Source organism: Termitidicoccus mucosus, from assembly GCF_038725785.1.
GTDB lineage: Bacteria > Verrucomicrobiota > Verrucomicrobiia > Opitutales > Opitutaceae > Termitidicoccus > Termitidicoccus mucosus.
On the sequence record NZ_CP109796.1, the window covers coordinates 3777502 to 3801713 of the forward strand.

Here is a 24212-nt window from a genome sequence, read left to right on the forward strand (position 1 = left end):
GGGAACAGGGAAGAGAAAGAGGAAAGATAAAGAATAAAGAGAAAGATAAAAAATCAGCGCATCCGGGCGAAAAACCAGGCGCCGATGAGGATCATCGCGGCGCTGGGCACGCAGGCCGCGACGAGCGGGTCGAGCGTGCCGCGCACGCCGAGCGCGGTGGCGAATTTCATCAGCACGAAATAAAGCAGGAACAACCCCAGCGATTTCGACACGCCCACGGCCGGATTCACGCGCACGCCGGACACCGCAAACGGAATCGCGATCGCGATCACGATCAGCGGCCCGAGCGTGCTCGCGAGCACCTCGTAATAGCGGATCAGGTAGATCGTGAGCTTCGGGTTGTCGTCGCTCTGGAAATACTCGATGATGCGCCGCAGCTCGAAAAACGAAAGGTCATTCGGCTTCACGTCAAACACGAGCATGAGCGCGGGATCCTCGGTGTAATAGGACATGACGCGCTCGTCGAAATTCACCACCCGCGTCTCATGGCCCGTTTCGAGATCGAACCATGTTTCGCGCCCGCGCAGAAAAACCCAGCAGCCGCGCTCCTGGTCGTAACGCGCCTCCTCGGCGTAAAAACGGATTTTTTCCTGCCGCTTCAGCGTGAGCTCCGACACGCTCACGCCATAGGCCCGCTGCGCGAACCGGCTGTAACGGTTGATGAACCAAAGCCGGCCCGCCTGCTGGTTGTCGAACGTGACCGTGCGCGTCACGCCCACCGCCGACGCCTCCTGCGCCTGCGCGGCCTCGTGCTTGAACCCCATCTGTTCCAGCAACGACCGCGAGGCCTCCACCGACCACGGCACCACGCTGGCGTTGAGCCCCCACATGACGCCGCACAACACCAGCCCTGCGAGCCAGATGGCGCGCGTGATGCGGAAGATGCCCAGCCCAGCCGCGCGCATGGCGGTGATTTCGTTGCTGCGGTGGAGCTGCCCGAGCGCATAAAGCAGCGAGACCAGCACGATGACGGGCAGCACAAACGAAAGGAAACTCGGGATGGTGATGATGAAATAATACGCCATGTCCCCGAGACCCGCGCCCATGTTTTGCAGGTCGCGAAAATCCGAATACATCGCCTGGATGAGCAGCAGTCCGACCGTGGCGGCCAGCACCAAGGCAAAGATGGTGAGCCATTCGCGTAAGATGTGCCGGTCAATCGTGTTCAACTCGCCCGATAAAAGGAGCACGGTGATGGTTGGCAAAACCCAAAAAAAACGAAATCGTGCACCCGCCGCCCCGAGCCTTCACTCAACACCCATCGGGCAATCCCCAAAAAATGGACAGGGCGCCAAGTCAAAAAACTGTCTGAAAATGTCACCCCTTGCCACCCGCATGCGTCATTCCTAGCCTCCCGTCCAAGAAATTTACTTCCCGACCCATGAATACAGCCAACCCTGCCGCACCCGCGATATTTGCCCCCCTTACCCTGCGTGAGAAGGCGTTCTACTTCTGGAGCGCCGTTTTTGTCATCGGCAACCTTGCCCTGCCGCAACTCAGCCACCTCGCGCCGCTCGGAGGAAAAACGCTCCTGCCGATTTATTTCTTCACGCTCATCGCCGCCGTCCGCTGCGGCTGGCAGGCCGGCGTGCTCGTCGCGCTCGCCTCGCCTCTGCTCAACCACGCCCTCTTCGGCATGCCGCCCGCCGCCATGCTGCCGGTGATCCTGGCGAAATCCCTCCTCATCGCCGCGCTTGCGCCGCTCGTCACCCGCCGTCTGGGCGTCACCCTCGCCGCGCTCGCGCTCGCCGTCGTCTCCTACCAGGTGGCCGGCGGCCTCTTCGAGTGGGCATGGACCGGCAGCCCCGCCAAGGCGCTTCAAGACATCCGCATCGGCTGGCCCGGCATGCTGCTCCAGGTCATCGGCGGCCTCATCGTGCTGCGGCTGCTTGCGAGACAGCTTCCGTTCCCCTCCGCCCGCTCGTAAATGACGGGGAGCCGGCCATGACAGTCGCCGCCGACCAAAAAACCTTCGCGGACATCATCGCCCGCCTGCGCGTCCTCGCGATCCCGGAGGAGTTCGACATGATCGTCGCCATCGCCAACGGCGGCCTTCTCCCCGCCGCGCTCCTCCACGAACGCCTCGGCCTCGAGGTCAACGTGCTTCGCATCAACTGGCGCGCCCCCGACAACACCCCGCGCGGCCCCGCCCCGCGCCTCCTCCGCGAGCCTGATTTCGACTTCGCCGGCAAACGCCTCCTGCTGGCCGACGACCGCATCAAGTCCGGCACGACCATCGTCTTCGCGAAGCAGGTTCTCTCCGCCGCCGCCCTCATCCGCACCTTCGCCATCAACGGCGCCGCCGACTACGCCCTCTACGACGAGGACTGCTTCCGCATGCCCTGGCGGCTCTGAAATCATATGACCAATCAGCAAGCATAAACCGCGAAGGACACGAAGAGCGCGAAGGATAACCACAGCCAGTTTTTCCGCTCCCCATTTCGCTCACGAACCAACTCCTCCTTTTTCTTCGCACCCTTCGCGCCCTTGGCGGTTTGCAACCAGCTCCCATCCTTTATGAACACCCGTCGTGATTTTCTCAAAAAAGGCTTCGCCGTCGGCGCCGCCTTCTCGCTCGCCGATCTGGGCGGCCTCTTCTCCACCGCCGCCCGCGCCGACGACGCGCCCGCCGCAAAAGCCGGCGCTCCGAAGCTCGTCGCCATCCGCGACGGCGACCGCACCGTCATGCTCGACCGCGCCATCAACGAACTCGGCGGCATGTCCGCCTTCGTGCGCCCCGGCCAGACCGTCGTCATCAAGCCCAACATCGGCTGGGACGTCGTCCCCGAACGCTCCGCCAACACCCACCCCGACATCGTCCGCCGCCTCATCGAGCTCTGTCTCGCCGCCGGGGCCTCCAGCGTGTCCGTCTTCGACCACACCTGCGACGCCTGGGAGCGCGCCTACGACCACAGCGGCATCGCCCAGGCCGTGAAGGATGCCGGCGGGAAAATGGTTCCCGGCCACGACGAATCCTACTACCGCGAGGTCGAAGTCCCCGGCGGGGAAAAACTCAAAACCGTGCGCGTCCACTCGCTCATCCTCGACAGCGACGTGTTCATCAACGCCCCCGTGCTCAAGCACCACGGCGGCGCGACCATGACCGCCTGCATGAAAAACCTCATGGGCGCCATCTGGGACCGCGGCTTTTTCCACCGCAACAACCTGCACCAGTGCATCACCGATTTCGTGCGCTTCAAGCGCCCCGCGCTCAATGTCCTCGACGCCTACGCCCCGATGATGCGCAACGGCCCGCGCGGCAAGAGCGCCGAGGATCTCATCCACACGCGCACGCTCCTCGCCTCGACCGACATCGTCGCCATCGACGCCGCCGCCTCGAAAATCCTCGGTCACGCGGAAACCGGCATCGAACACGTCCGCTTGGGCGCCGCCGCCGGCCTCGGCGTCGGCGAATTGAGCAAAGTCGACATCCAGCGCATCAAGCTCGCCGCCTAACGTTTGAAAATCCCAAATCTCGAAAACCCAAATCCAAAAAAAATCCCAAATCTCAAAATCCGAAATTCCAAAAACAACACCGGCACCGGAGCGGCACATTCTTTGTCGAGCCCGGTCGCCGTCCATTGCCACCCGTCGAAACATGTCACCGCCCGGTGGTTCGCCAGCACCGGCATCGGCGCTGACTTTTTTGAGATTTGGATATTCCGGGATTCGGAATTTTTTTGGGATTGTCAGGCTTCTCGCTTCGCGCGGAAGGGATTTCGAGATTTGAAATTTTGCCACTGATTCCGCCATTCCCCCGCGCCGCCGCCTCTTTCCTTCCCATGCGTTCTCGCAACCTCCCGAAACTGCTCCGTGTCGTCATCGCCCTCGCGTGCTTCGCCGTGGCGCTGGTTGCCTTTCTCGACTACCGCGACCTCGTCCCCGCCGCGCCCAAGCACGCCATCGCCGCCGCGCAATTCGTGCCTTCCGCGCTCGCGCTCGGCACCGGCGCGGCGCTCTCGCTCGCCTGCCTCGTCATCCTCGCCGCCACCCTCGCGCTCGGCCGCGTGTATTGCTCGACGCTCTGCCCGCTCGGCGTGTTTCAGGACATCGTCTCGCGCGCGGCGGCCCTCGCGCGCAAAATTTTCGGCAAAAGAAAAACGTTTCTCCCCTTCCGCCCCGCGCACGAAAAGACCCGTCACGTCATCCTCGTGCTCGCGCTGCTCGCCGTCGCAGCCGGCTGGGGCGGCTTCGCGCTCGCGTGGCTCGACCCCTACAGCAACTTCGGGCGCTTCGCCGGCACGCTCTTCCGCCCGCCCGTCATCCTTGCCAACAACCTCGTCGCCGCCCTCGCGCAAAAAGCCGGTTTCAACGCCGTCCCTCCCGTCGGCGTTCCCTGGGCCGGCATCGGCGTGTTTCTCCCCGTGCTCGCGATCTTCGGCGTCGTCACCGTGATGTCGGCGTGGCGCGGACGGCTCTACTGCAACACCGTCTGCCCCGTCGGCACGCTGCTCGGTCTTGTCTCGCGCCGCGCGCTCTGGCGTCTCGCCATCGACCAGACCGCCTGCGTGCGCTGCGGGGACTGCCTGAAGAATTGCAAGGCCCAATGCATCGACCTCCGCACGCAAACCATCGACCACTCGCGCTGCGTCGGCTGCTTCGACTGCATTGCCGTCTGCGACGAGAACGGCATCGGCCACCGCTGGCTCGGCCGCGCGCCGAAAGGCCCGCCGAAAAATCCCCGCGTCCCGCAAAGGAAAAACTTTTCCCAGCCGGCGCAAAGCGGGGACTCCACCTCGCGCCGCTCCTTCATCGCCGCCAACCTCGCCGGCGCGCTTGCCCTCGGCACGGCCGCGCCACTTTTCGCCGCGGCGCATGCCGGCGGCGACGGCGAGCGTCACCGGGAGCGCCATCGCGCCGGCGGACGCGCCATTGCCCCGCCTGGCTCGCGCGGCGCGCGCGAGTTCACCGCGCGCTGCACCGCCTGCCAGCTCTGCGTGAGCGCGTGCCCCAGCCATGTCATCGAGCCCGCGCTTCTGGCTTACGGCACCCTCAACGGCATGCTGAAGCCGCGCCTGAACTTCGACCACAGCTTTTGCAATTTCGACTGCACCGTGTGCGGCGAGGTTTGCCCCGACGGCGCCATCCAGCCGCTCACCCGCGACACGAAGCACACCACGCGCATCGGCGTGGCCGAGGTGACGCTCTCGCATTGCATCGTCATCACCGAGGACACCGCCTGCGGCGCGTGCGCCGAGCACTGCCCGACCGCGGCGTTGCAAATGAAACCGGGCGACGCCCGCTTCGCCCAGCCGGAAGTCAGCGCGGAATACTGCATCGGCTGCGGCGCCTGCCAATACGCCTGCCCCGCGCACCCGGTGAAAGCGGTCATCGTGCGCGGCCTGGCGAAGCATGAAACCGCCAGCGTGCTGGTGCAGGAAAAAGCCGAGGCCCCGAAAGGGACCGAGGGCGATTTCGCGTTTTAGCCGGTTTTGTTTTTGCGGTATAAACGCAGCAGACCGAGCGCAGCCAGCGCGATGACAAACCACGGCGAAGGCGCGCCGCCGCCACCACCGCCGCTTCCTCCAGTCGAACCGCCACCGCCGCCGGTATTCCCTCCTGTGCCGCCGCCGGTGGTTCCCGAAGAGACGGGCGTCACCGCCAGCGTGGTGACCTCGCGCGTGGCGAGATTGAGCTTGCGGATGACGGAGTTCGCGGTGTCGGCGATGTAGAGATTCCCGGATGAATCATAGGCCACATCATGCGGATGGTCGAACCATGCATCCTCCGCGCTGCCATCCTTGAGTCCATGCACACCGGGATTGCCCGCGAGGGTGGTGACTTCGCCGACGGCCGAAACACGGCGAATGGTGGAGTTGTTGGTATCGGCAATATAAAGGTTGCCGGAGGAATCGGTGGCGAGACCTCGGGGTGAATTAAATTCCGCCGCGCGCCCCGTGCCATCCCGCCAGCCGCCGGTGCCGGAACCGGCAAGGGTGGACACACTGCCCGAAGAAGAGACAATCCGGATGGCATGATTGCCGGCATCGGCGACAACAAGGTCGGCGCCGGTGGCTTTTCTCACCATGCCTGACGGCTGGTTGAATCGGGCGTCAGACCGTGCATTGTCGAGATAACCCGCCTGATCGGGGAATCCTGCTTTTATTGGCACGCGGGTGGTGCCGCTAATAGTCTCGATGGGGCCGAAGATTGCGTGTCCGGGATTGGCAGAGAAACAAACCTCGTCGCCGTATATGCTGGAAACCACCGAATAGGGAGTGATGGTCACGGATGTCGTGGTAAAACGCATCGTATATGTAATTTGTCCGTTGGTTGAGAGATAACGCAAGGCGTTGTTGCCTGAATCAGCAATATAAAGAGTGCTGCCGGCCGCGGATATGCCCATGGGCTGGCTGAAGCGGACGGAAGCGCCTGTGCCGTGCGCATACCCGCTTTGTCCTGTGGCACCGGCCAGCACGGCCGATTGAAGATTCGATAATCCGACTTTTTGCACGGTATGCAAACTCGCGTCGGTTATATAAAGTGCGCCACCTGACACAACCAGGCCCTTGGGCTGGGAAAACTGCGCGGAAAGAACGGCGAGAGTGATGGGGGCGCCGGTGGAGTCGCCTTGGGAATTGGTGGCAACGCAGCGATATTTGTAACCGTTCATGCCGGCGGTGACGTTGCTGATATCCAGCATGCTGCTGGAGGCGCCGTGATAATTTGCATTATCGGACAGGTTGTTCCATGTGCCGCCTCCATCGGTGGAAATCTGCCAGCGGTAGGCCGGCGACGGGTGGCCGGATGCATCGGCGGAAAGCGTGACATCACGGCCAACGACGACACCCTGACTGGTAATCCCGTTGTGATGGATTGGTGCGTGCACCACGGAGAGCGTTGCGGGATTGGTGACGGCGATGCCGTAGAGATTTTCGGCGGCGCATCGATACTGCCCAAGATGCATCGGCGCGTTCACATTGTTCAGCGTAAGCGTGGCATTGATGGCGCCCCCGACCGGCGCCCATGTCGAACCGCCAGTGGTCGAAACCTCCCACTGGAGCGCGGGCGCGGGCGCGCCGGAAAACGCGGCGATCAACGAGACGCTGGCCCCGGCGTTCACGGTTTGCGAAACCGGGTGCGTTATGACGGACGGCGGATAGGCGACGGTGACGGTAAATGGAGTGCCCGTTACCAAGCCGTGCGCGTTCGTGGCGACGAAGCGGTAGCGGTTGCCCGTGATGGCGAGCGGAGCGTTGGAAATCGTGAGCGTGCCGTGCGCGTCAATCCCGTGGATGAGGTCGGCGGAGAGGTCTGCCCAAGTCGCGCCATCGTCGGTGGAGACCTGCCAGACAATCGTGGGGGCGGGCGTGCCGAGCACGGGGGCCTCGATGCTGATGGTGTTGCCCAAACGCACAAGCTGGTCGGGAATCGGTTCGCCGGGCACGGGCGGGTAAGCCGCCGAGTAAGTCGCGGCGCTGGAGACAACGCCGTCGAAGGTGCCGACGTGGATGGACTGGCCGTCCTCGACGGGAACGATTGGCGCGTAGGCGGTGATTTGCGTGTCGGAATCAACGGTGTAATTATCCGCTTCGATGCTGCCGAAATAAACACCGGCGAGATGATGAAAATTGGAGCCGGTGATGACGACTTTGGTTTGTGTGGTGATATTGGCCGGCGAGAAGCCGGTGATCACGGGCGGCGGCGGCGGGTCGAGCCGGATATCGCCGGTGGCGATGAAGAGGGTGTGGTTCCTGCCGGCGGAAACGGCGTCAACATTGGCGGCGACCTCAATGGGAATGTTGGAACTGTCGAAAGTGCCATTGCCAAACTGCCCGTGGGTGTTGTCGCCCATGGCCCGCAATCTGTTATCGTTGGTTATATATAATGTATGCTGTGAGTTTGTGCTCACGGCCCTGACGTTGGTTGCGATTTGGGCGGGCACGGTTATGCGGGCATTGGCACCGCTGCCAAGCTGCCCGGAAGAATTAAGGCCGACGGCCCACAGGGAATCGTCGTTTTTTATCCAAAGACTGTGTTCGCCACTTGCGGCGATGGCGGCGACATTGTTGTCAATCCGCACCGGAGGCAAAACAGACCAGTTGGAAACAGGTTGTCCAAGTTGATAATTAAAATTTAAACCCATTCCCCAAAGAGTGCGGTCAGACTTGATATAAAGGCCATGGGCGGCGCCGGCCGCGACCGCCACGGCATCGGCGGCTATTTGCCTGGGGGTAAACAAATAGCCATAACTGCTGTCACCGCTCTCAACAAGTCCCGCATTCTGTCCCATGCCCCAAAGAGAGCCGTCGGATTTTATAAACAAGGTGTGCGCCCCTCCCGCCGCCACCGACACCGCGCCGGGCGCGATGCTTGTCCATCTGCGGACATCGCTGACGGTATGAGGCGCGTAATCCGAGGAAGAGCCAACCTGCCTTTCATAATTGTGCCCGACGCCAAACAGCACCCCGTCCGGTCTTATATACATGCTATACTCAACGGAAGCCGCGACAAACGCGGCCGAGGATGCCGTCTGCACCGGGGCCGGGTAATTCCCGACGGGATGAAGCCCCATTTTCCAATACCCGTTGCCGCCGGCCGTCCATAGCGTCCCGTCGTCCTTTATATACATGCTATAATATGAGCCGGCGGAAATGAAACGCACATCCGCGTCGATTTGCACGGGGATCGCGCGCCGTTGGAGCGAGCCTCCCGGCACCCCTGTCCCGAGCTGTCCGGGCTCATTGTTTCCCACGGCCCACAACTCCCGGACGAGGCTGCCGGCCGGCGCCTGGGTTATCGTATGAACAAGGCCGGCCACACTGACAGTCGCCGCGCGCTGAACCGGAAGGGGGTTGGGCGCCACGGTCACCTCGATGAAATCCGAGGAATTTCCTTCTTTCTTGGAAAAGGCCAGCCAGGGCGAATCAGTGGAAACGGCCCACGAGAAGGCCGAATTTACTTGGAGCATATATACAACGCGCCCGCAACCGGTGCGTTTCTGTTCCGGGAAAAGGCCGATGCCCCTGCCGCCGGCGGCGGGCTCTATTCCGGCCGCGACCTCGTCGCTGGTGACGGAACCCGCGATATTTGAGGCGACCACCTTGTATTTGTCCGTGTTCCCGGAGCGAATATTACTCACAGTCAACAATGGCCCCGAATTGATCATTTTGACGCCGTTCTTATGCCATTCATAATCCGGGGCGGGATCGCCGTCGGCAAACACGGAAAAGGTGACGCTTCCGCCCTCATAGGCCGTCTGGTCCCTGGGTTGCGTGATGATCACCGGGGCGGACGCGGGCGCGACGGCAACGGCAACTTCTTTGCTTTCGACGCTTCCCCCGGGATTGGTGACGACAAGTTTATAGGTTCCAGAATCGGAAACCGCGGCGCTTGATATGAAAAAGCTATGGCTTGTGGCGCCGGCTATCGCCTGCCCGTCCTTATACCACTGGCAGGAATAACCGCCCGAGCTTGTCACGCCAGCTTCCAAATAAATCCCTTTCCCTTGTGTCAAATACAGGTCGCTCGGTTGAAGTCGAAAGGTCGGAACCGGCGGCAGGTTGACCGTGAGCACAGCCGCGCTGCTGAGCTGTTCGCCGCCGGCGTTCCAGACCCGCACGGCATAGCTTCCCGCGTCATCGATTTGCGGACTATAAATGGACAACACGCTGGAGTTGACGCCGCCGTAGTGGGATGAGGCCGTCAAATCCGCGCCGTTTTTTTCCCACTGGTATCTCAATCCAATTCCGACGGCACCGACTGAAAAAGTCACCGAATAATCCCCCGCCAGTGTCGTGCGGTTTTCGGGATGCGTCGAAATTGTCGGAGCAGGCGGCAGGTCAATGATTACGATCGCCTCGTTGCTTTGCGTGCCGCCGCCCTGGTTCGTGACCACCGCGCGATACCGTCCGGAATGGGCCGTTGTGTAATTATTTATAGACAATCTGGCCACTGGATTAGCATAAGATATGACATTTGTAGAATAATCCCCGCCCGTCTCAATATCCACATCATCCTTTTGCCAGCGGAAGCTCAAGCTGCCTTGCCCGCTGGCCGTGACGGTCAGTTCAATGGGCGCCGACTGCCCTTCGAACCGCGTGACATTCGCCGGGTGTTCCACAATCGTCGGAGGCTCCGGCAAGGTTACTGCAATGCTTGCCGGCTCGCTCACGGTTTCACCGCCCGCATTGCCGACCCTGACCCGGTATTCTCCCGCATCGGACGCCTCCGGGGAATAGACATATAGAGTGGGGCCGTTGACGCCGGAGTAATGCGAACTCGGGACCAGGTCCACGCCGTCCTTTTGCCATTGGAAGCTCAATGTGCCCGCGCCTGTCGCCCAAACATCAATCAAAAAATGGGAAGCCGTGGCCGAGACGGTCTTGGACTGCGGGTGGGTGATGATGGCCGGCGGCGGCGGGGCGGTCACGGTAACAGTCGCGGGGGCGCTCGTGGCCTCACCGCCGGCGTTGCGGACTTTTATTGCATATTGCCCCGCGTCGGCGGCGACGGGGGCGAGCACGGTCAGCGTCGCGCTGGTGGCGTCGGCGACGCGCGCCGATGTTGCCATATCCACGCCGTTCTTTTGCCATTGGTAGCGCAGCGCGCCGGGGCCGCTGGCCGCGGCGGTGAGCGTGAAGCTCGCGGCCTCGGTGTGGGTGGCCGTGTTTTGCGGGTACTGGGTGATAGTGGGCGCGTTGACGGCGGTCGCGACGCCGGCGGTGAGCGTGTATTGGCCGATGCTGCCGTAGCGGGTGTAGCCCTCGGTCAGGCCGCCGCCATAGGCGGCGCCCTGAATTTTTATATAATAGGTGCCCGGCGAAAGTTTCTTTTCAATAAGGGCGGACAGGGACAGCGAGGGGTTGTCGGTGACGAGCGGGTTTCCACCCGCGTCCAGGAGCTGCATGAGGATGTCGAGCCTGGGCGTAGTGGCGGCGGGTTCGGCGGAGAAAGAACAGGTTTTTTCCGCCGCAAGGGTGAAGGTAAACCACGCCTCGTCCGCCGCCGACGTGAGGACGCCCGACTTCGTCACGCTGCCGGAGGCCGGAAGACCGAGCGCGGTGGCGGCGGCACGCGTGCCGCCAATGCCGTCGTTGAAAAAGCCGAAACCGTTGGTCGAACTGCTGATGATCGCGAGGTCGTCCTCGGTGCTGCTGGCGTAGGCATACTCTCCTTTGCTCCATTGCGTGATGTTCCTGTAGGAGGGGTTGCCCATGATCGGCCCCCAGGACATTTCGCCGGTGCCGTGGCCGCCGAAATACTCGCTGCGCGCGCCCGTGGCGGGATTATAGGTGCCGTCGTGGATCAAACCGAGCGTGTGGCCAAGCTCGTGCGCGGAGACCATGGCAATATACGTATAAAACGAAGGGACAAAGATCCAGCACGGGGTGTCGCCGGCGAACAAGCTGCCGGCCCTGGCAAAACTGTGCCGAAGCGCGACGCCGCGGGTGCCGGTCGAGCTGGTGTACCATTGGTAGGTCGGCGTGATGATGCAGCGCATGCGTTTGCCGGCGGGCATGGCGGCATAACGCGCGGCGTTGGTGGTGACGTCGATGTTGAAGGGACTGTAGGCTTCGCTGACCCCCTGCCAGACATCCCTGATTTGCGCCTCGGTGAGATTGGCGGCGGCGGCGTTGATGGTGGCGCCGCCGTTCCAGTAGGGGTCGTTCACCACCGCGCCGTCGAAGTCGAGATAGAGCACGGCGGGCGCGGCGGGACGGCTGCTGAGCGAGGGGACGGCGGCGGCTTGCGGCGCGGGCGCGACAGCGTCGGCGGCGAAGGCTTGCACGGCTTGCCGGCCCGCGGCGGCATCCGCATCCGTGTCGCCGGGCGGGTCCTGATAGGGAAAACAAATGACATCGCCCAAGGGGAGGGCTTCCATGCGCGAATTGTCCGGGCGTCCGCCGGGTTCGATCGCATAGGCGAGTTCCATGCCGGGCAGCAGGATGTGCCCCATGAGCTGCAATTTATCATTGAGCGCGAGGGCGAAGGAGCCGCGTTCTTTCTCCGGCAACCCGCCGCCGATGCGCAGCACGCCGTTGTCGTTGAGGACGAGGTTGACGTGGCCGCGCGTGACTTCTCCGTTGGGCAGCGCGAGCTCGATGTCGTCGCCCTGTTTCAGATTCCACAGCGTCTCAGCCGCCGGACGGGTGTCGAGATCGGCCACCACGACGGCGGAATGCTCCGGTGCCGCATCCGGCGCGGATGCCATTTGGCGCGGAGTCAACCGCCACAAGGCGTCCGCCGTAAACGCTGGCCAGGGTTCCTCCACCGCGGTGGCGTTTCCCTCCGCCTCTCCCGTGCCGCCTGCATCGCGCGGTTGCGCGTTTTGCCGCGATGCATTCTGCGAAACGGTGGTGCTGCCCTTGGGCGGCGTTGGTCGCGGTGGATTGCGGCTGGCAGCTAAAAACGCAATGATTACGGCAGCACAGGCACAGGCCACGCCAGCCGTGATCTTGAATCCGGAGGTTTTCATGGAAGTGGGGTTGAATTTTTAACTCACCAAGGGCTCATGACTTAAGTCTTCGAAAATATTTCGTGATCAAACCAAGGATCCAGGCGATTGCAACACCGCAAAACGCACAACGAGCCCCGTGCACCGTTAATAATCAGCCCGAGGGGCAGGAGTTTTACCTTCCATATGTCAGGCCCGACGGCAAAACATACTGCAAGGCCGTGGCGCGTGCGCGTTGCGGCCTCGCGGAGCGACGCCCTCCCGCTTGTTTCGGGTGGGCGCGGATCGGCAAGTTTCTTATTCGCCGAGCAGGCGCCTGACCTCGGTTTCGAGTTTGCCGCCGCGCGCGTTGGTCGAGACGACTTTGCCCTCCTGGTCGAGCAGGAACATCGCCGGGATGCCCGTGATGGCGTATTCAACGGCGAATTTGTTCTGCCAGCCCTTGCCGTCGAAATACTGCGGCCAGGGCATGGATTCCTTCTCGATAAATTTGAGGAGCTTTTGTTTGTCGCGCTCGCTGTCGAGCGAGATGCCGACGATTTCGAAGCCCTTGTCGTGATACGCGGCATGGACTTTTTTCATCTCGGGCAGTTCGGCGATGCAGGGGCCGCACCACGTGGCCCAGAAATCGATGAGCACGACTTTGCCGCGCAGTTTTTTCAGGTCCACCTCGCGCCCGTCGATCGCGGTGTAGGCGATGTCGAGGGGCTTTTGTATTTTCTCAAAAAAGCCGACACGCGTCCTGGCGTAATCGCGCACGGCGGCGTTGGGCGAGTCGAAGAAGGTCTTGAGGGTTTCAATTTCGTCGTCCTTGCCCATGCCCTTGCGGAACGAAACGTAATAGGAGACGGCGCCGCCCGACTGGCTGTCGGGCCAGCGGGCGAAAAACGCTTCGAAGATGCCGCGGATTTCGTCGAGATCGACGGGCTTCTTGTCGCGCATGAGCCCGGCGTAGGCCTCGTTGAGTTTCGCGAAGGTGTCGCGCGTGTCGAGTTCCTCGCGCGCGGCGGCAGTCAGGTCGGTGGCGGAGCGGAGCGCGGTCTCGAGTTGCTCGGCGCGCTGCCGCCAGGCCTCGGCGGCGGCGGTGTCGAATTCGGCGACAGGCTCGGCGTCCGGCCCGGCGACAGGGACGAGGCTCTTGTAGAAACGCGGCTGGTAGCGGCGCATGATCATGACGGCGTCCCAGCGGCGCGGGTCGGACGGATTTCCCGTGTAGATCGCAAGGGCTTTTTCGCCGATGGCCTGGCACTGCCGGTCAAACCAGAGGTTGTGCTCGATGGGCGAGATGCCTTCGGGCGGCGGTGTCTGCGAGAGCGTTTTCAATTCGTCGAGCGCGCCGGCGAGCGGGTCGGCCGCGGCGATTGCCGCGGGCGCGGCCTGTTCCGGCGGCGCGGCGGATGCGGCGGTTTGTTTTTGGTCGCCGCAGCCGGCGAGGGCGAGGGCGGCGAAGAGGGATAGGGCGATGGTGGTTTTCATGATAAACAAATGGCGCAGGAAGGGCTTCGTTTTTCGAGGCCCTTCCTGCGAGGCGAGTGTGTGTCGATGCGGGTCAGAAACTCTTTTTTACCTGCACGTAGAGGAATCGCTGGCGCGGATCGTCGTAGCCGTTGTAGTAGCTGGAACCGTCGGTGACGAAGGCGGGCTTGCGGTTGAAGATATTGAGCATGCCGACCGTCCAAGTGGTGCCGGCAAACCAAGTGTCGGATCTGCTCAAGCGGGTTCTTTGGTAGGGTACCGAATAGGAGATTTGGTAATCCCAATTAAGGATGGAGGCGATGTGGCTGCCGTCGTAGCCGGCGGCGTTCGGGAAGTTCGCGGAGGGCGTGTTGGTGTTGGTGCGGTAGGTGTGGGTGTAACGCGCGGTCACGGTGTTGGTCCAGCGTTTCTTGGCCCAAGTGAAGACGCTGGCGCCGCGCCAGCGGAGCGGACCACCCGCGCCGACGGTGTTGATCGGGCGGACCAGCGGGGATTCCTGCATGACGAACTGGTTGGTGTAGGTGGCCGAGGTGAGCCAGTCAAAAGTGCCCCAGCGTTCGGTGGCGCGAAGGTAGCGGAGCTTGAAATCAACGCCGTCGGTCTCGATGCGGTCGGCATTGAGCGTGCGCGAGTCGATGGAGATCACGCGTCCGAGCCATCCCTTGGCGATGTCCTCGGGGGTGGGGTCGGCGCGCGTGATGTTGGCGTGGAAGATGTCGGCGTGGGCGAGGATGTCGGGGAAGTTGGTGATATAGATGCCGTCCTTCTTTTTGGTTTTCCAGTAATCGACGGAAAGCGTGACGCCGGGCAGGAAGCGCGGGGTCAGGATGACACCGTAGTTGGCCGATTTCGAGGTCTCCGGGCGCAGGTTGGGGTTGCCGCCCATGGTCACGCTTATGAAAGCCATGTCGGGGGGAACGGTGGTAAAATCCGCCTGCATGGTGTAGCCGCGCGCGGAGTCGGGAAAAACGCCGGGGACTTGCTGCGTGAAAACCGGGGAGCCGATGTCGTCCCAGTTCGGGGGATAAAATCCTTCCGTGTAGGAGGCGCGCAGGGCGATGTCCTTGGTGACTTGGAGCTTCACGGCGCCCACATAGGTGTGCGCGTCCACGTCGCTGCTGACGGGCAGGCCGGAGCTGGCGTTGATGCCACCGCTTTTGTTCGATTCCCACGAGGCGCTGAAGTTGAGGTCGAGCGCGTCAACGGGCACGGGGCGCCACTTGGCGCCAAGAACAGGAATGACCGCCTCGAAGCCGCCCTGCCATGTCTTGCGCGTGCTGTCGTTCGACGACGATTCGTATTGATCGGCATTGTTGAAATATTCCACTCCGCGGTATGACTGCCCTTGGACGTATTCCCAGCTCGAGTATCTGCCGATAAACGAGGCGCGCAGCGGCCCGGCGGGCAGCTCGAACACGTCCCCGGTGACGCGGGCATTTCCCTCGAAAAGCGTCGTGCGCGAGTGGCTGTTGCGCGCGTAGTTGAAATATTGATCCAGCAGTTCCCGGCTGATCGGGTAAAGCGAGTGATCGGCGAAGACATTGTAGGCCGTGCGCGCCTCGGGCGATATGATGCCTTCCAGCGCCAGACGCGGGTTGCCGCTTGCGAGCCTGTTATCCGAGTAATCGACGGTGCCGTCCGCCGACCATTCCCAATTTTTGCCGATCCAGCCGCGCACGCCCGCGACGGCGCGCACACTGTCATAGCGCGAATTGTCATTTGCCTCGGGAAGGTCGGGGGTGTCGAGATAGACCGTGACGGTTTTCCCAAAGGGGTTTGCGGGATCGGCGGCATCCAGTGTCGTGGAAGTCTGCCTCGGACTGTTGTAACTTTGGCGCGTGCGCCCGTAGGTGAATTCGCCGTAGCCGCGCAAGATTTTGGGGATGAAATCGTATTCCACCTGCGCGTTGGCGGAAAACACCTCCATGGGCTTGTAGAGCACCACGCGTCCGAGGCTTTCGCCCTTGTTGACCACGCCGGCGGTTGGCGTGAAGTCGGCGATGGTGAGCGCCTGCGCTTGCGCGGGAGAAAGCCCCTTGGGTATGGCCGCGTAGCGCGCGCTTGTGGCTCCGGGGATGCCGAGGGTGGGCGCTGGATCCGACAGGGAGGTGAGCGCGACCATGCCCACCCCAAAAGAGCGGATGCCGTAATCCTCGAACGCCGACACACCGTATTGGTTCTTGAGCGTGGTGTCGGGGCCGTAACGCCTCCACGCCTCGTCCAGATAGTCGCGGTCGCGCGCGTAGAGCGGGTTGCGGTGCTGGTAATTGAGCGTGAGCGTCATGTTGCCGCGCCCGTGGCCGAAGGAAATGCCCTCGACATAATTCAGGCGATACTCGGTCGCGCCTCCCTCAGTCGCGGAGCCGATGTAAGCGGTCAGGTCGCGCCCGTGGTAATCGCGGCGCAAAATGATGTTGATGCCGCCGCTGATCGCGCCCGCGCCGTAAATCGCGGAGGCGGCGGAGGGCAGGATTTCGATGCGCTCGATGGCTGCCAGCGGGATGCGAGAGAGATCGGGTCCGCCGTTGTCCGTGTCGCCGCTGCGAGGGAGCGCGCGCCCGTTGACAAGAACGACCGTCTGATCCGACGAGAAGCCGCGCAATCCGACAGTCGAAAACTTAACCCATCCACCGCCGGACTCAACGAGGTTTCCCGGCGCGGTCTGCAAGAGACTCGCTCCAGCCGTGGTTTGCGGCAGGTTGCGCATGAGTTCCTCGATGCTCGTAAACCCCATGCGCTCGATGTCCACACGGCTGATGATGTCCTGGTAGACGGGCGCGTTTTCGCCGCTTTGCAGAAGGCTTTTGTTGATGAGTCCGTCGACGCGCTGGGCGGTGACTTCAAATTTTTCGAGCTGCACCGCGCTGCCCGGGTCATCAGGCGAATCGCCGGCAGGTGGGGGCGTGCTGCTTTGCGCCGCGAGGTTTGCGGCAAACGCGGGTATCGCGAGAAATGCAAACAGGGCGTGTCTGCGCGCGGACAGGGAGCGTGTGGTATGGTGCATTGTAGTCGGCGACTACAGTCCCTGTATGCATAGGGCAGGCCAAAGTTACCCAGAACGGATGAAAGAAAGGAGGATGCTCAAACAGCGGGACGAAGGAACGCTCCCAGTCGCTCACGCGCCAGCGCGGCCTCTTATGACCTCCGATGTGGGCGGCCACGGACAAGGCCGGACGCGGATCGCGTCAGACCGTCGGGAGCGTGCCTCCGTCGATGACGTATTCGCTGCCGGTGATGGCCGAGGCGCGGTCGGAGGCCAGGAACGCCACCAGCTCGGCCACCTCCCCGGGGCGGTTGGGCCGGCCCAGCGGGATGCCACCGAGCGCATCCATCAACTGCCGGCGCGCCGTTGTCTCGTCGACTCCGGCGTCCGCCGCCAGCCGGGCGATCAACCCGGTCGCCGAGGCGGTTTCCGTAAAACCCGGCGCCACCGTGTTCACCCGCACGCCCCGCGGGCCGACTTCGTTGGCCAGGCCCTTGCTGTAGGTCGCCAGGGCCGCCTTGGCCGCGGCATAGGCCAGCGTCGCCTCGAACAACGGCAGCCGGCGCTGGATGGAGGTGATGTGAACGATCACGCCCGCCGCCTGCCGCAGCATCGCGGGAAGCAGCGCGCGGTCGAGCCGCACCGCGGAAAGCAGGTTCAGCTCCAGCGTCTCCTGCCACATCGCATCGGTCAGCGCCAGCACGCCTCCGCCGGGCGCGGTCGAACCGCCGAGATTGCTGACGAGGATGTCCACTCCGCCCCGCCATTCCTCGACGACGCGGGCCACCTCCCCGACGCCTTCGGCGGTGCCGATGTCGGCGGCGACAAACCGGACGCCCGGCGGCAGGCCCGGGGCGGGCGAACGGGCGGTCGCGATGACATCGGCGCCGCCGGCGGCCAGACGGCAGACGATGGCGGCGCCGATTCCCCGGGTGCCGCCGGTGACAAGCGCGCGCTTGCCGGCAAATTCGGTGGGATCGATGGGCATGGCGGAAGAAACGGTGGCGGACATTTCAGGGAGCGATGGCCAGCGCGGCGATTTTCCCGCCCTCGATGGTGAAACGAAAACGAAGCCGGACCGGGCTTCCCTCGAAGTCGCCGGAGACCTCGCCCGCCAGCACGGCGCCGTCGTCAAGCGGCGAAACTTCGTCCACGGCCAGCACGGCGCGGTAGTTGCGGCTCACGTCGGCATACCATGCCGCGATCGCCGGGCGGCCGCGGTATTCGTGGCCCTCGTCGCGGACGAGCGCGTCGTCGGTGAAGCAGGCGGCCAAGGCCGCGCTGTCGTGGCGGTTGTGGGCTGCGACAAACGCAGCGAGGAGCGGAGTGAGTGAAATCGACATGCCCCATTCTGCCACAGGCCACTGACAGCCCTGTGTCAGCAGGGTTGCCCCGGGGCGATTTTGTGATGGCTCGCCGCCGCCGCGCCCGCGTCCGCGAGCAGTTTTCGCAAGCGGGCCGGGGACAGCACGGTGGCGGCGGTCCCGAAGGAGAGCAGCCAGCCGACGAGCCGGTCCCATTCCACCGCGGCAAGCGTGAACACGATGCCGTTTTCGCCGGGCTGCTCATTCATGATGCCCTGCCACCATTCGCGTTTCACCCGGTCGGCCGCGAGCGGCGCGAATCTTATCCGGGCTTGCAGGGTCGGCGCCGGCATCGTCTCCCGCATGAAACCGGCGAGGTCGAAATCCGCCCGCGGCGCGAAATTTTCGCGGGCAACCCGCACCTCGCTCATCCGGTCCGTGCGGAAGTCCCGATACGCGCCGCGCGTCCGGCACCAGGCGATCAAGTGCCAGCGTTCGAGGTAATGGATCAGCCCCTGCGGCTCGACCGTGCGCGGCTCGGGCCCGTCCCTGCCCGCGCCCTGATAGAAAAATTGCAGCACCTGCCGTCCGGACAGCGCCCGCTGGATCAGGTCGAGCGACGCCTGCGGCGGGCGCGGCGGACTGGCCGTGGTCGCGAGGGCGCGCTCCAGCCTCGACAGCCGGTCCTGCTCGCCGCGGGGCAGCACCGCCCTCACCTTGGCCACGGCCGAACGCATCTGCGTCGCGACGGAGGCGTCGGTGAAGCGCTCGACCAGCAGGCCGCCAACCGCCAGCGCGTGGGCCTCCCCCGGGGTGAAATTGACCGGCGGAAGCAGGTAGCCGCGCCGCAGCGCATAACCGACGCCCGCTTCCGCCACGATCGGCACGCCCGCCTCGCCCAGCGCCGCCAGATCGCGGTAGACCGTGCGCACGCTCAAGCCGAAATGACGGGCCATTTCGCCGGCCGTGATCACGCGCCTGGATTGCAGAAGAAGGATCTGGGCGAGCAAACGGTCCACCCGGTTCATGGCCGGGTTGTGCAGAAGAATGCGGGCGTTGGCAATGCCGGCGAACGGTCCGGCCCGGAAGGCCCGGCGGGACCGCTCATGCGCCCAGGCAACGCACGGTCATCTCGCGCAGGACATCCTCCTGCTCGGCCGGCCTGCGGATGATCTCTTCGAAGGCGTTGACCAGCTCCATCTGGTTGTCAATGAGGCGGCGCATGCCCGGGAGTTTTTTGGCATCGGCCAGCTTGCCCAGGTAAAAGGGATGCTGCGTGAAGAGATTGTAGGCGCTTTTCTCCGTCGCACCCGCGAAATGCCGCCCGTAGGTCTCCGCCGCGCGGTCGAGGTCGGCCTTGCTGAAGCCGCGCGGCCCGGGCCGCAAATCGCCCGCGTCCACCAGCGCGCGCACCTGAAGCAGCAGGCGGTTGCGATTTTGGAGCGACGAGATGACCGGGCGCGCGTCGCCGCCGCCGAAAAAATGCCGGTGCAGCGCGGCCAGCGTCCATTTCAGGTCGCCGCTGAAAAACGCCTCCGCCGCCTCGAAGAAATCGCCCTCGGCGACGTTGGGCGTGAGCTCGTCCACGAGCGGCTCCTCGATCACGGCCGCGCCCTCGTCAAGCGCGGTGGCGAGCTTGTGCGTCTCCTCGATGAGCAGGCGGGTGTTGGGGCCCACGCGCGCGAGCAGCAGGCGCAGCGCGCCTTCGCTGAAGGTCACGCCCAGCACGCGCGCCTCGGCCATGACGACGCCGGCGAGCGCGTCGGCATTTTTGTCGGTGTCGGTCCCGCCGGTGAACACGAAGTCGGCGGTCTTCTCGCACCATTTATAAAACGCCCGCCGCCGGTCGATGGGCGCGGCGGTGATGAGCACGAGCACCTCGGCGGGATTCACCTTGGCGAGCAGCTCCTGCAAATCCTCCACGACCTTGAGCGTGCTCTCGGCGCGGCCGGTCGGAGTGTCGGCGAGGAAGTTCACGTCCTTCAGCCACACGAGACGCCTGCCGCCGAACATCGACACGGTTTGCACGCTCTCGCGAAAGCGTCCCACGGCGGCCTCGACCTCGGCGACATTACTGGCGAAGCCGCTCAGCATCTCGCGGGAAAACTCGTCCTCGACCTCGCGCGCCAGTTCGCCGAAACGCGTTTTGCCCGCGCGGTTGACCAGAAAGTCATCCGCGCCGCAGACAAAGATGAAGGGCTTCGCCGAGGACATGGCGCTAGGGAGAAGTAACAAGTAACAAGTGGCAAGTAACAAGACGGGAGGCGGGACGGGGGCGACGGCACAAAAGGCGGAGGCACATGGTGCGATCCAAAGGATGTCACACTGCCGCCCTCTTTCCTCTTTATTCTTTCTCTTTCCTCTTTCTCCCTGCTCGTCCCTGACGAACGAGGAAAGAGGGCGTGGCGATACTTTGCATCACCTCTGTGCCGGCGCGGGCGGCGGCATGAGCGCGGGATTGATCAGGATATGCAAATCGTCCGCCACGCGCGCCGCCCGCGAAAGCGGAAAGCCCGGCGGCACGCGCCCCGTCGCCAACCCGCGGTAAACCTGCGCCCAGGCGGCCGTCTCGCCTGCCGCCGCCGTCTCCCCGCCTTTCGCCAACTCCGCGAAAAACGGCCGCGCCAGCGTGTGCGGGGTGAGCACGAGCGCGGCCTGCGGTTGCAGCGCATTGACCTCCAGAAAATCGCGCACCGTCGCCGGCTGCGCCCAAACGCGTCCGCCCGCCCCTCCCGCCGCGCCGCCGCCATACCAGGCCGCGCCCGCCGGCACATCGCACATCCAGCCCGCCTCGCGCCCGGACATGGCGGCCGCGACACTCTCGCTTTCGACCTGGCGCGCCACGCCTTGGAACAGCGCCGGATAATACGGCGGGTAGCTGAAATGCAGCTTGCGCGGCTCCGCCAGCTCGCGCGCGAGCGGCAGCGCCTGCACCGCCAGCAACACCCACGCCGCCCGCGCCGCGTGCGCGCCGAGCGTCGCGTGGCTCGCCACCAGCACCGTGAAAAACCGCGCGCCAAACACCGCCATCACCGGCGCCGCGCACACCCACGGCGAACGCTCCCCCTCGCCCGAGTCGAGAAACGCCCGCGCCACCACCCACGCGCCCAGCGCCGCGACGAAAAGCCAGCGCGCTCCATTCGCCTCCCCGCGGCGAAACCGATACAGGCAGCCCGCCACAAAAAACGCCGTCAGCAACAAACCGCCGCCGCTCCACGCCTCCACGCCCAGGCCGCGTTGCAGGCTCGTGAGCACCTTGTTGCCCAGCTTCGCCACGTCGATGCGCGGCGCATCGGGCGAGAAGGTCGCCCGCACGGTCGCGGGCTCGGCAGTCGGATCACCCGCCTTCAACGCCACACCCTGCCACGCAAACGCCAGCGGATTGCCCGTCAGCGCGATGTTGCGTCCGACCCACGGCCCCGCCACGACCGCAAACGCCGCCAGCAGCACCGCCGCCGTGCGCGCTCCCGCGCGGCGCCGCCATGCCCCCGCGAGCGCCACCGGCAGCACCGCCAGCGCCGCGTAGTCGGTCAAAAACAGCAGTCCGCACACCACGCCCGCGCCCGCCGCCGGCAGGACGGATGCGGCACGCGCATCCCGTCTGCGCGGGTCGGGTGGCACGGGCGTCCCGCCCGTGGGATTGTGTGGCATGGGCGACCCGCCCATGTTTTCGAGCGATTGCCCCGCGAAGCACGGGCGAGACGCCCGTGCCACCCGATCCGCCGCCGCTTCGATTTGAAACAGCGCGAGCAACAATACCATCGCCAGCGGCGCTCCATTTACCGCCACCGTCGCCTGCCAGACCGGGGCCGACACCAGCATCGCGCCCATCGCCACCCACGCCGTCGGCGCGTCAAACCACCGCCGCGCCAGCCGCCACGTCTGCCACGCCGCGCACCAAAGCAGCAGCACGTTCAGCGCGAGCAGCACGTAGTCCGCCCGAAATCCGTTCGGCGGCTCGGGCGCCCGGCCGAACAACCCCGCGCGCGTCTCCGCCGGAAAAACCTTCAACGCCCCCGCGATGACCAGCGGATAGAGCGGCGCGTGATGCAGCTCCGGCAGCGCCGCCTCCGCGCCCGGCTCGAAACGCTCCCGCGCCCAGGCCGCCGTCTGCGGATAATTCACCGGCGTGGAGAACCCGCGTCCCTCCGCGAGCTGCCGTGCCATCGCCGCCTGCGCGAGCGTTTCCTCCGATGCCGGTCCGCGGAATTGTTTGTATCCGACCAATCCTGACAAAATCAGCACGCCCGCCACAAACGCGGCGCGCCGCAGCCAGAGCGTCCCGTCGCCCACTTCCAGCCAGTGCACCCATTCCTGAAGCGAACGCGCGCTCATGGCGTGGCGCGAGCATCGCGGCCTGCGAAAAAGCAGGCGGCCTCCAGCCGTTTGGACGGCGGAGCCGCCGGATCTCGTAGCGCAGGCATCCTGCCTGCCGTCGTTTCCCGGCGCGAAGCGCCGCTGACTTGAAAACCACCGCGCTGCGCGCCGCCGCTTGGGGACGGCAGGCAGGATGCCTGCGCTACGAGGCGAGGCCACGTCCTTCGTCCGCCGCGCATTTTGCCCGCGGCCCTCATCGATCGATCACGTCGAGTTCCGGCCATTGCGCGAGCTTGCGGTGCAGCGTGCGGCGGCTGATGCCCATGAGTCCGGCCGCGCGCGTGCGGTTGCCGCGCGCCTTCAGCAACGCCTCGCGCAGCAGCCGCTTCTCGTTTTCCTCCACCGACAGCGAGGCGCCCGCAGCGCCCGCCGGGAGCGCCGGCATCCTGCCGGCATTGTCCGCGGGAGCGGGCATCCCCGCCGTGTCCGCCCCCGCGCCGGCCGCCGACGGCAGCATCAATGCCGGGGCCTCGCCGCGGAAACGCGGCTCCAGATCGAACTCCGTGAGCTTGCCGCCGCGGTGCAGCACGACCGCGTTTTCCACGAAATTGCGCAGCTCGCGGATGTTGCCCGGCCACGGATACGCCTGCAAATAACGCAGCGCGCCCGGCTCGACGGTGAGCGGCGGCACGGCATTTTCCTTGCTGAATTGCGCGATGTAATGCGCCAGCAGCAGCGGGATGTCGTCGGGACGGACGCGCAGCGGCGGCATCGTGATGCGCACCACGTTCAGGCGGAAAAACAAATCCTCGCGAAACTTCCCCTCGCGCACCATCTGCTCCAAGGTGCGGTTCGTCGCCGCCACCAGCCGCACGTCGAGCTGGATGGGCTTCGTGCCGCCCACGCGCTCGATGGTCTTGGTCTCCAGAAAACGCAGCAGCTTCACCTGCGTGGAGGCCGAGATCTCGCCGATCTCGTCGAGAAACAAGGTGCCGCCATCCGCCGCCTCGAAACGCCCCACGCGCCGCTCCGTCGCGCCGGTGAACGCGCCGCGCTCGTGCCCGAAAATCTCGCTCTCCAGCAGGTTCTCCGACAACGCCGCGCAGTGCACCGCGACAAACGGCGCGCGCGCGCGCGGGCTCGACTGGTGGACGGCCTGCGCCACGAGCTCCTTGCCCGTGCCCGACTCGCCCTCGACGAGGATGGTGGCGCGCGAAGGCGCGACGAGCCGCACGCGGTCGATCACGTCCTTCAGCGCCTGCGAATTGCCGACGATGCCATCGAAGTTGTATTTCTCGTCGAGCCGCTCGTGCAGTTGTTTGACCTCGATTTCGAGCGTCTTGGTCTTGAGCGCGCGCTGGATGAGCACCTCGAGGCGCTCGATGTTGACCGGCTTGGTGAGAAAATCGACCGCGCCGCGCTTCATCGCCTCGACGGCGGTCTCGATGTTGCCGTAGGCGGTCATCATGATGACGGCGGGCTTGTTCGGCAGTGCGAGCGCGCGGTCGATCACGCGCAGGCCCGATTTGCCCGGCATGCGCAGGTCGGTGACGATGACGTCGAACTCCTGCGCGTCCATGAGGTTGGCCGCCTCGTCGGCGCTGCCGGCGACGGAGACATCGAAGTTGTCTTCCAACGCCTGTTGCAGCCCTTCGCGGGTATGTTTCTCGTCATCGACGATGAGGACGCTCGGCACCATGGCGCCCCTATTCACGCCGCCCCGGGCGGCGCGGTC

The 24212-nt window shown here is 64.6% G+C and carries 14 protein-coding genes; 4 read left to right on the top strand and 10 right to left on the bottom strand.

Going from position 1 to position 24212, the window contains the following annotated elements; genetic code table 11:
• Positions 1-53 precede the first annotated feature (53 nt).
• Positions 54-1205 carry an LptF/LptG family permease gene (locus OH491_RS13135; protein ID WP_334319393.1) on the bottom strand — a complete coding sequence of 384 codons (1152 nt, stop codon included), beginning with the start codon at positions 1203-1205 and terminating at the stop codon, positions 54-56.
• Between the two features lie 176 nt (positions 1206-1381).
• Between OH491_RS13135 and OH491_RS13140 the strand changes: the two genes are divergently transcribed.
• From OH491_RS13140 to OH491_RS13155, 4 genes are all read left to right on the top strand, one after another.
• Positions 1382-1927 carry an ECF transporter S component gene (locus tag OH491_RS13140; protein ID WP_068770860.1) on the top strand — a complete coding sequence of 182 codons (546 nt, stop codon included), beginning with the start codon at positions 1382-1384 and terminating at the stop codon, positions 1925-1927.
• Positions 1928-1944: 17 nt separating this feature from the next.
• The gene (locus tag OH491_RS13145; protein ID WP_068770859.1) at positions 1945-2355 is read left to right on the top strand and encodes a phosphoribosyltransferase; all 411 of its coding nucleotides are present in this window, start codon (positions 1945-1947) and stop codon (positions 2353-2355) included.
• A 162-nt stretch (positions 2356-2517) separates the two neighbouring features.
• Positions 2518-3456, top strand: coding sequence for a DUF362 domain-containing protein (locus OH491_RS13150; RefSeq protein WP_068770858.1), 939 nt, complete (start codon positions 2518-2520; stop codon positions 3454-3456).
• A gap of 326 nt (positions 3457-3782) precedes the next feature.
• A complete protein-coding gene (locus tag OH491_RS13155; RefSeq protein ID WP_068770856.1) occupies positions 3783-5426 on the top strand; it encodes a 4Fe-4S binding protein in 1644 nt (547 codons plus the stop codon).
• Here the strand turns inward: OH491_RS13155 and OH491_RS13160 are convergent.
• The 9 genes from OH491_RS13160 to OH491_RS13200 all read right to left on the bottom strand — a co-directional run bounded on the left by OH491_RS13160 (position 5423) and on the right by OH491_RS13200 (position 24176).
• Positions 5423-12418 carry an immunoglobulin domain-containing protein gene (locus OH491_RS13160; RefSeq protein WP_068770855.1) on the bottom strand — a complete coding sequence of 2332 codons (6996 nt, stop codon included), beginning with the start codon at positions 12416-12418 and terminating at the stop codon, positions 5423-5425. The genes OH491_RS13155 and OH491_RS13160 overlap by 4 nt on opposite strands.
• Before the next feature lie 276 nt (positions 12419-12694).
• Complete coding sequence (locus OH491_RS13165) at positions 12695-13873, bottom strand: TlpA family protein disulfide reductase (protein WP_068770854.1); 1179 nt, start codon at positions 13871-13873, stop codon at positions 12695-12697.
• Positions 13874-13946: 73 nt separating this feature from the next.
• A complete protein-coding gene (locus tag OH491_RS13170; RefSeq protein ID WP_068770853.1) occupies positions 13947-16877 on the bottom strand; it encodes a TonB-dependent receptor domain-containing protein in 2931 nt (976 codons plus the stop codon).
• 181 nt (positions 16878-17058) lie between these two features.
• A complete protein-coding gene (locus OH491_RS13175; RefSeq protein WP_342751055.1) occupies positions 17059-17844 on the bottom strand; it encodes an SDR family oxidoreductase in 786 nt (261 codons plus the stop codon).
• A gap of 25 nt (positions 17845-17869) precedes the next feature.
• The gene (locus OH491_RS13180; protein WP_068770852.1) at positions 17870-18199 is read right to left on the bottom strand and encodes a nuclear transport factor 2 family protein; all 330 of its coding nucleotides are present in this window, start codon (positions 18197-18199) and stop codon (positions 17870-17872) included.
• A gap of 35 nt (positions 18200-18234) precedes the next feature.
• Entirely contained in the window at positions 18235-19188 is a 954-nt protein-coding gene (locus tag OH491_RS13185) for a helix-turn-helix transcriptional regulator (RefSeq protein ID WP_068770851.1), read from the bottom strand.
• Positions 19189-19264: 76 nt separating this feature from the next.
• Complete coding sequence (holA, locus tag OH491_RS13190; protein ID WP_342751056.1) at positions 19265-20374, bottom strand: DNA polymerase III subunit delta; 1110 nt, start codon at positions 20372-20374, stop codon at positions 19265-19267.
• A gap of 204 nt (positions 20375-20578) precedes the next feature.
• On the bottom strand, positions 20579-22495 hold the full coding sequence (locus tag OH491_RS13195; RefSeq protein WP_068770849.1) for a hypothetical protein: 1917 nt from the start codon (positions 22493-22495) through the stop codon (positions 20579-20581).
• A 235-nt stretch (positions 22496-22730) separates the two neighbouring features.
• Positions 22731-24176: a sigma-54-dependent transcriptional regulator gene (locus tag OH491_RS13200; protein WP_068771156.1), complete on the bottom strand. Its 1446-nt coding sequence runs from the start codon at positions 24174-24176 to the stop codon at positions 22731-22733.
• Positions 24177-24212 lie beyond the last annotated feature (36 nt).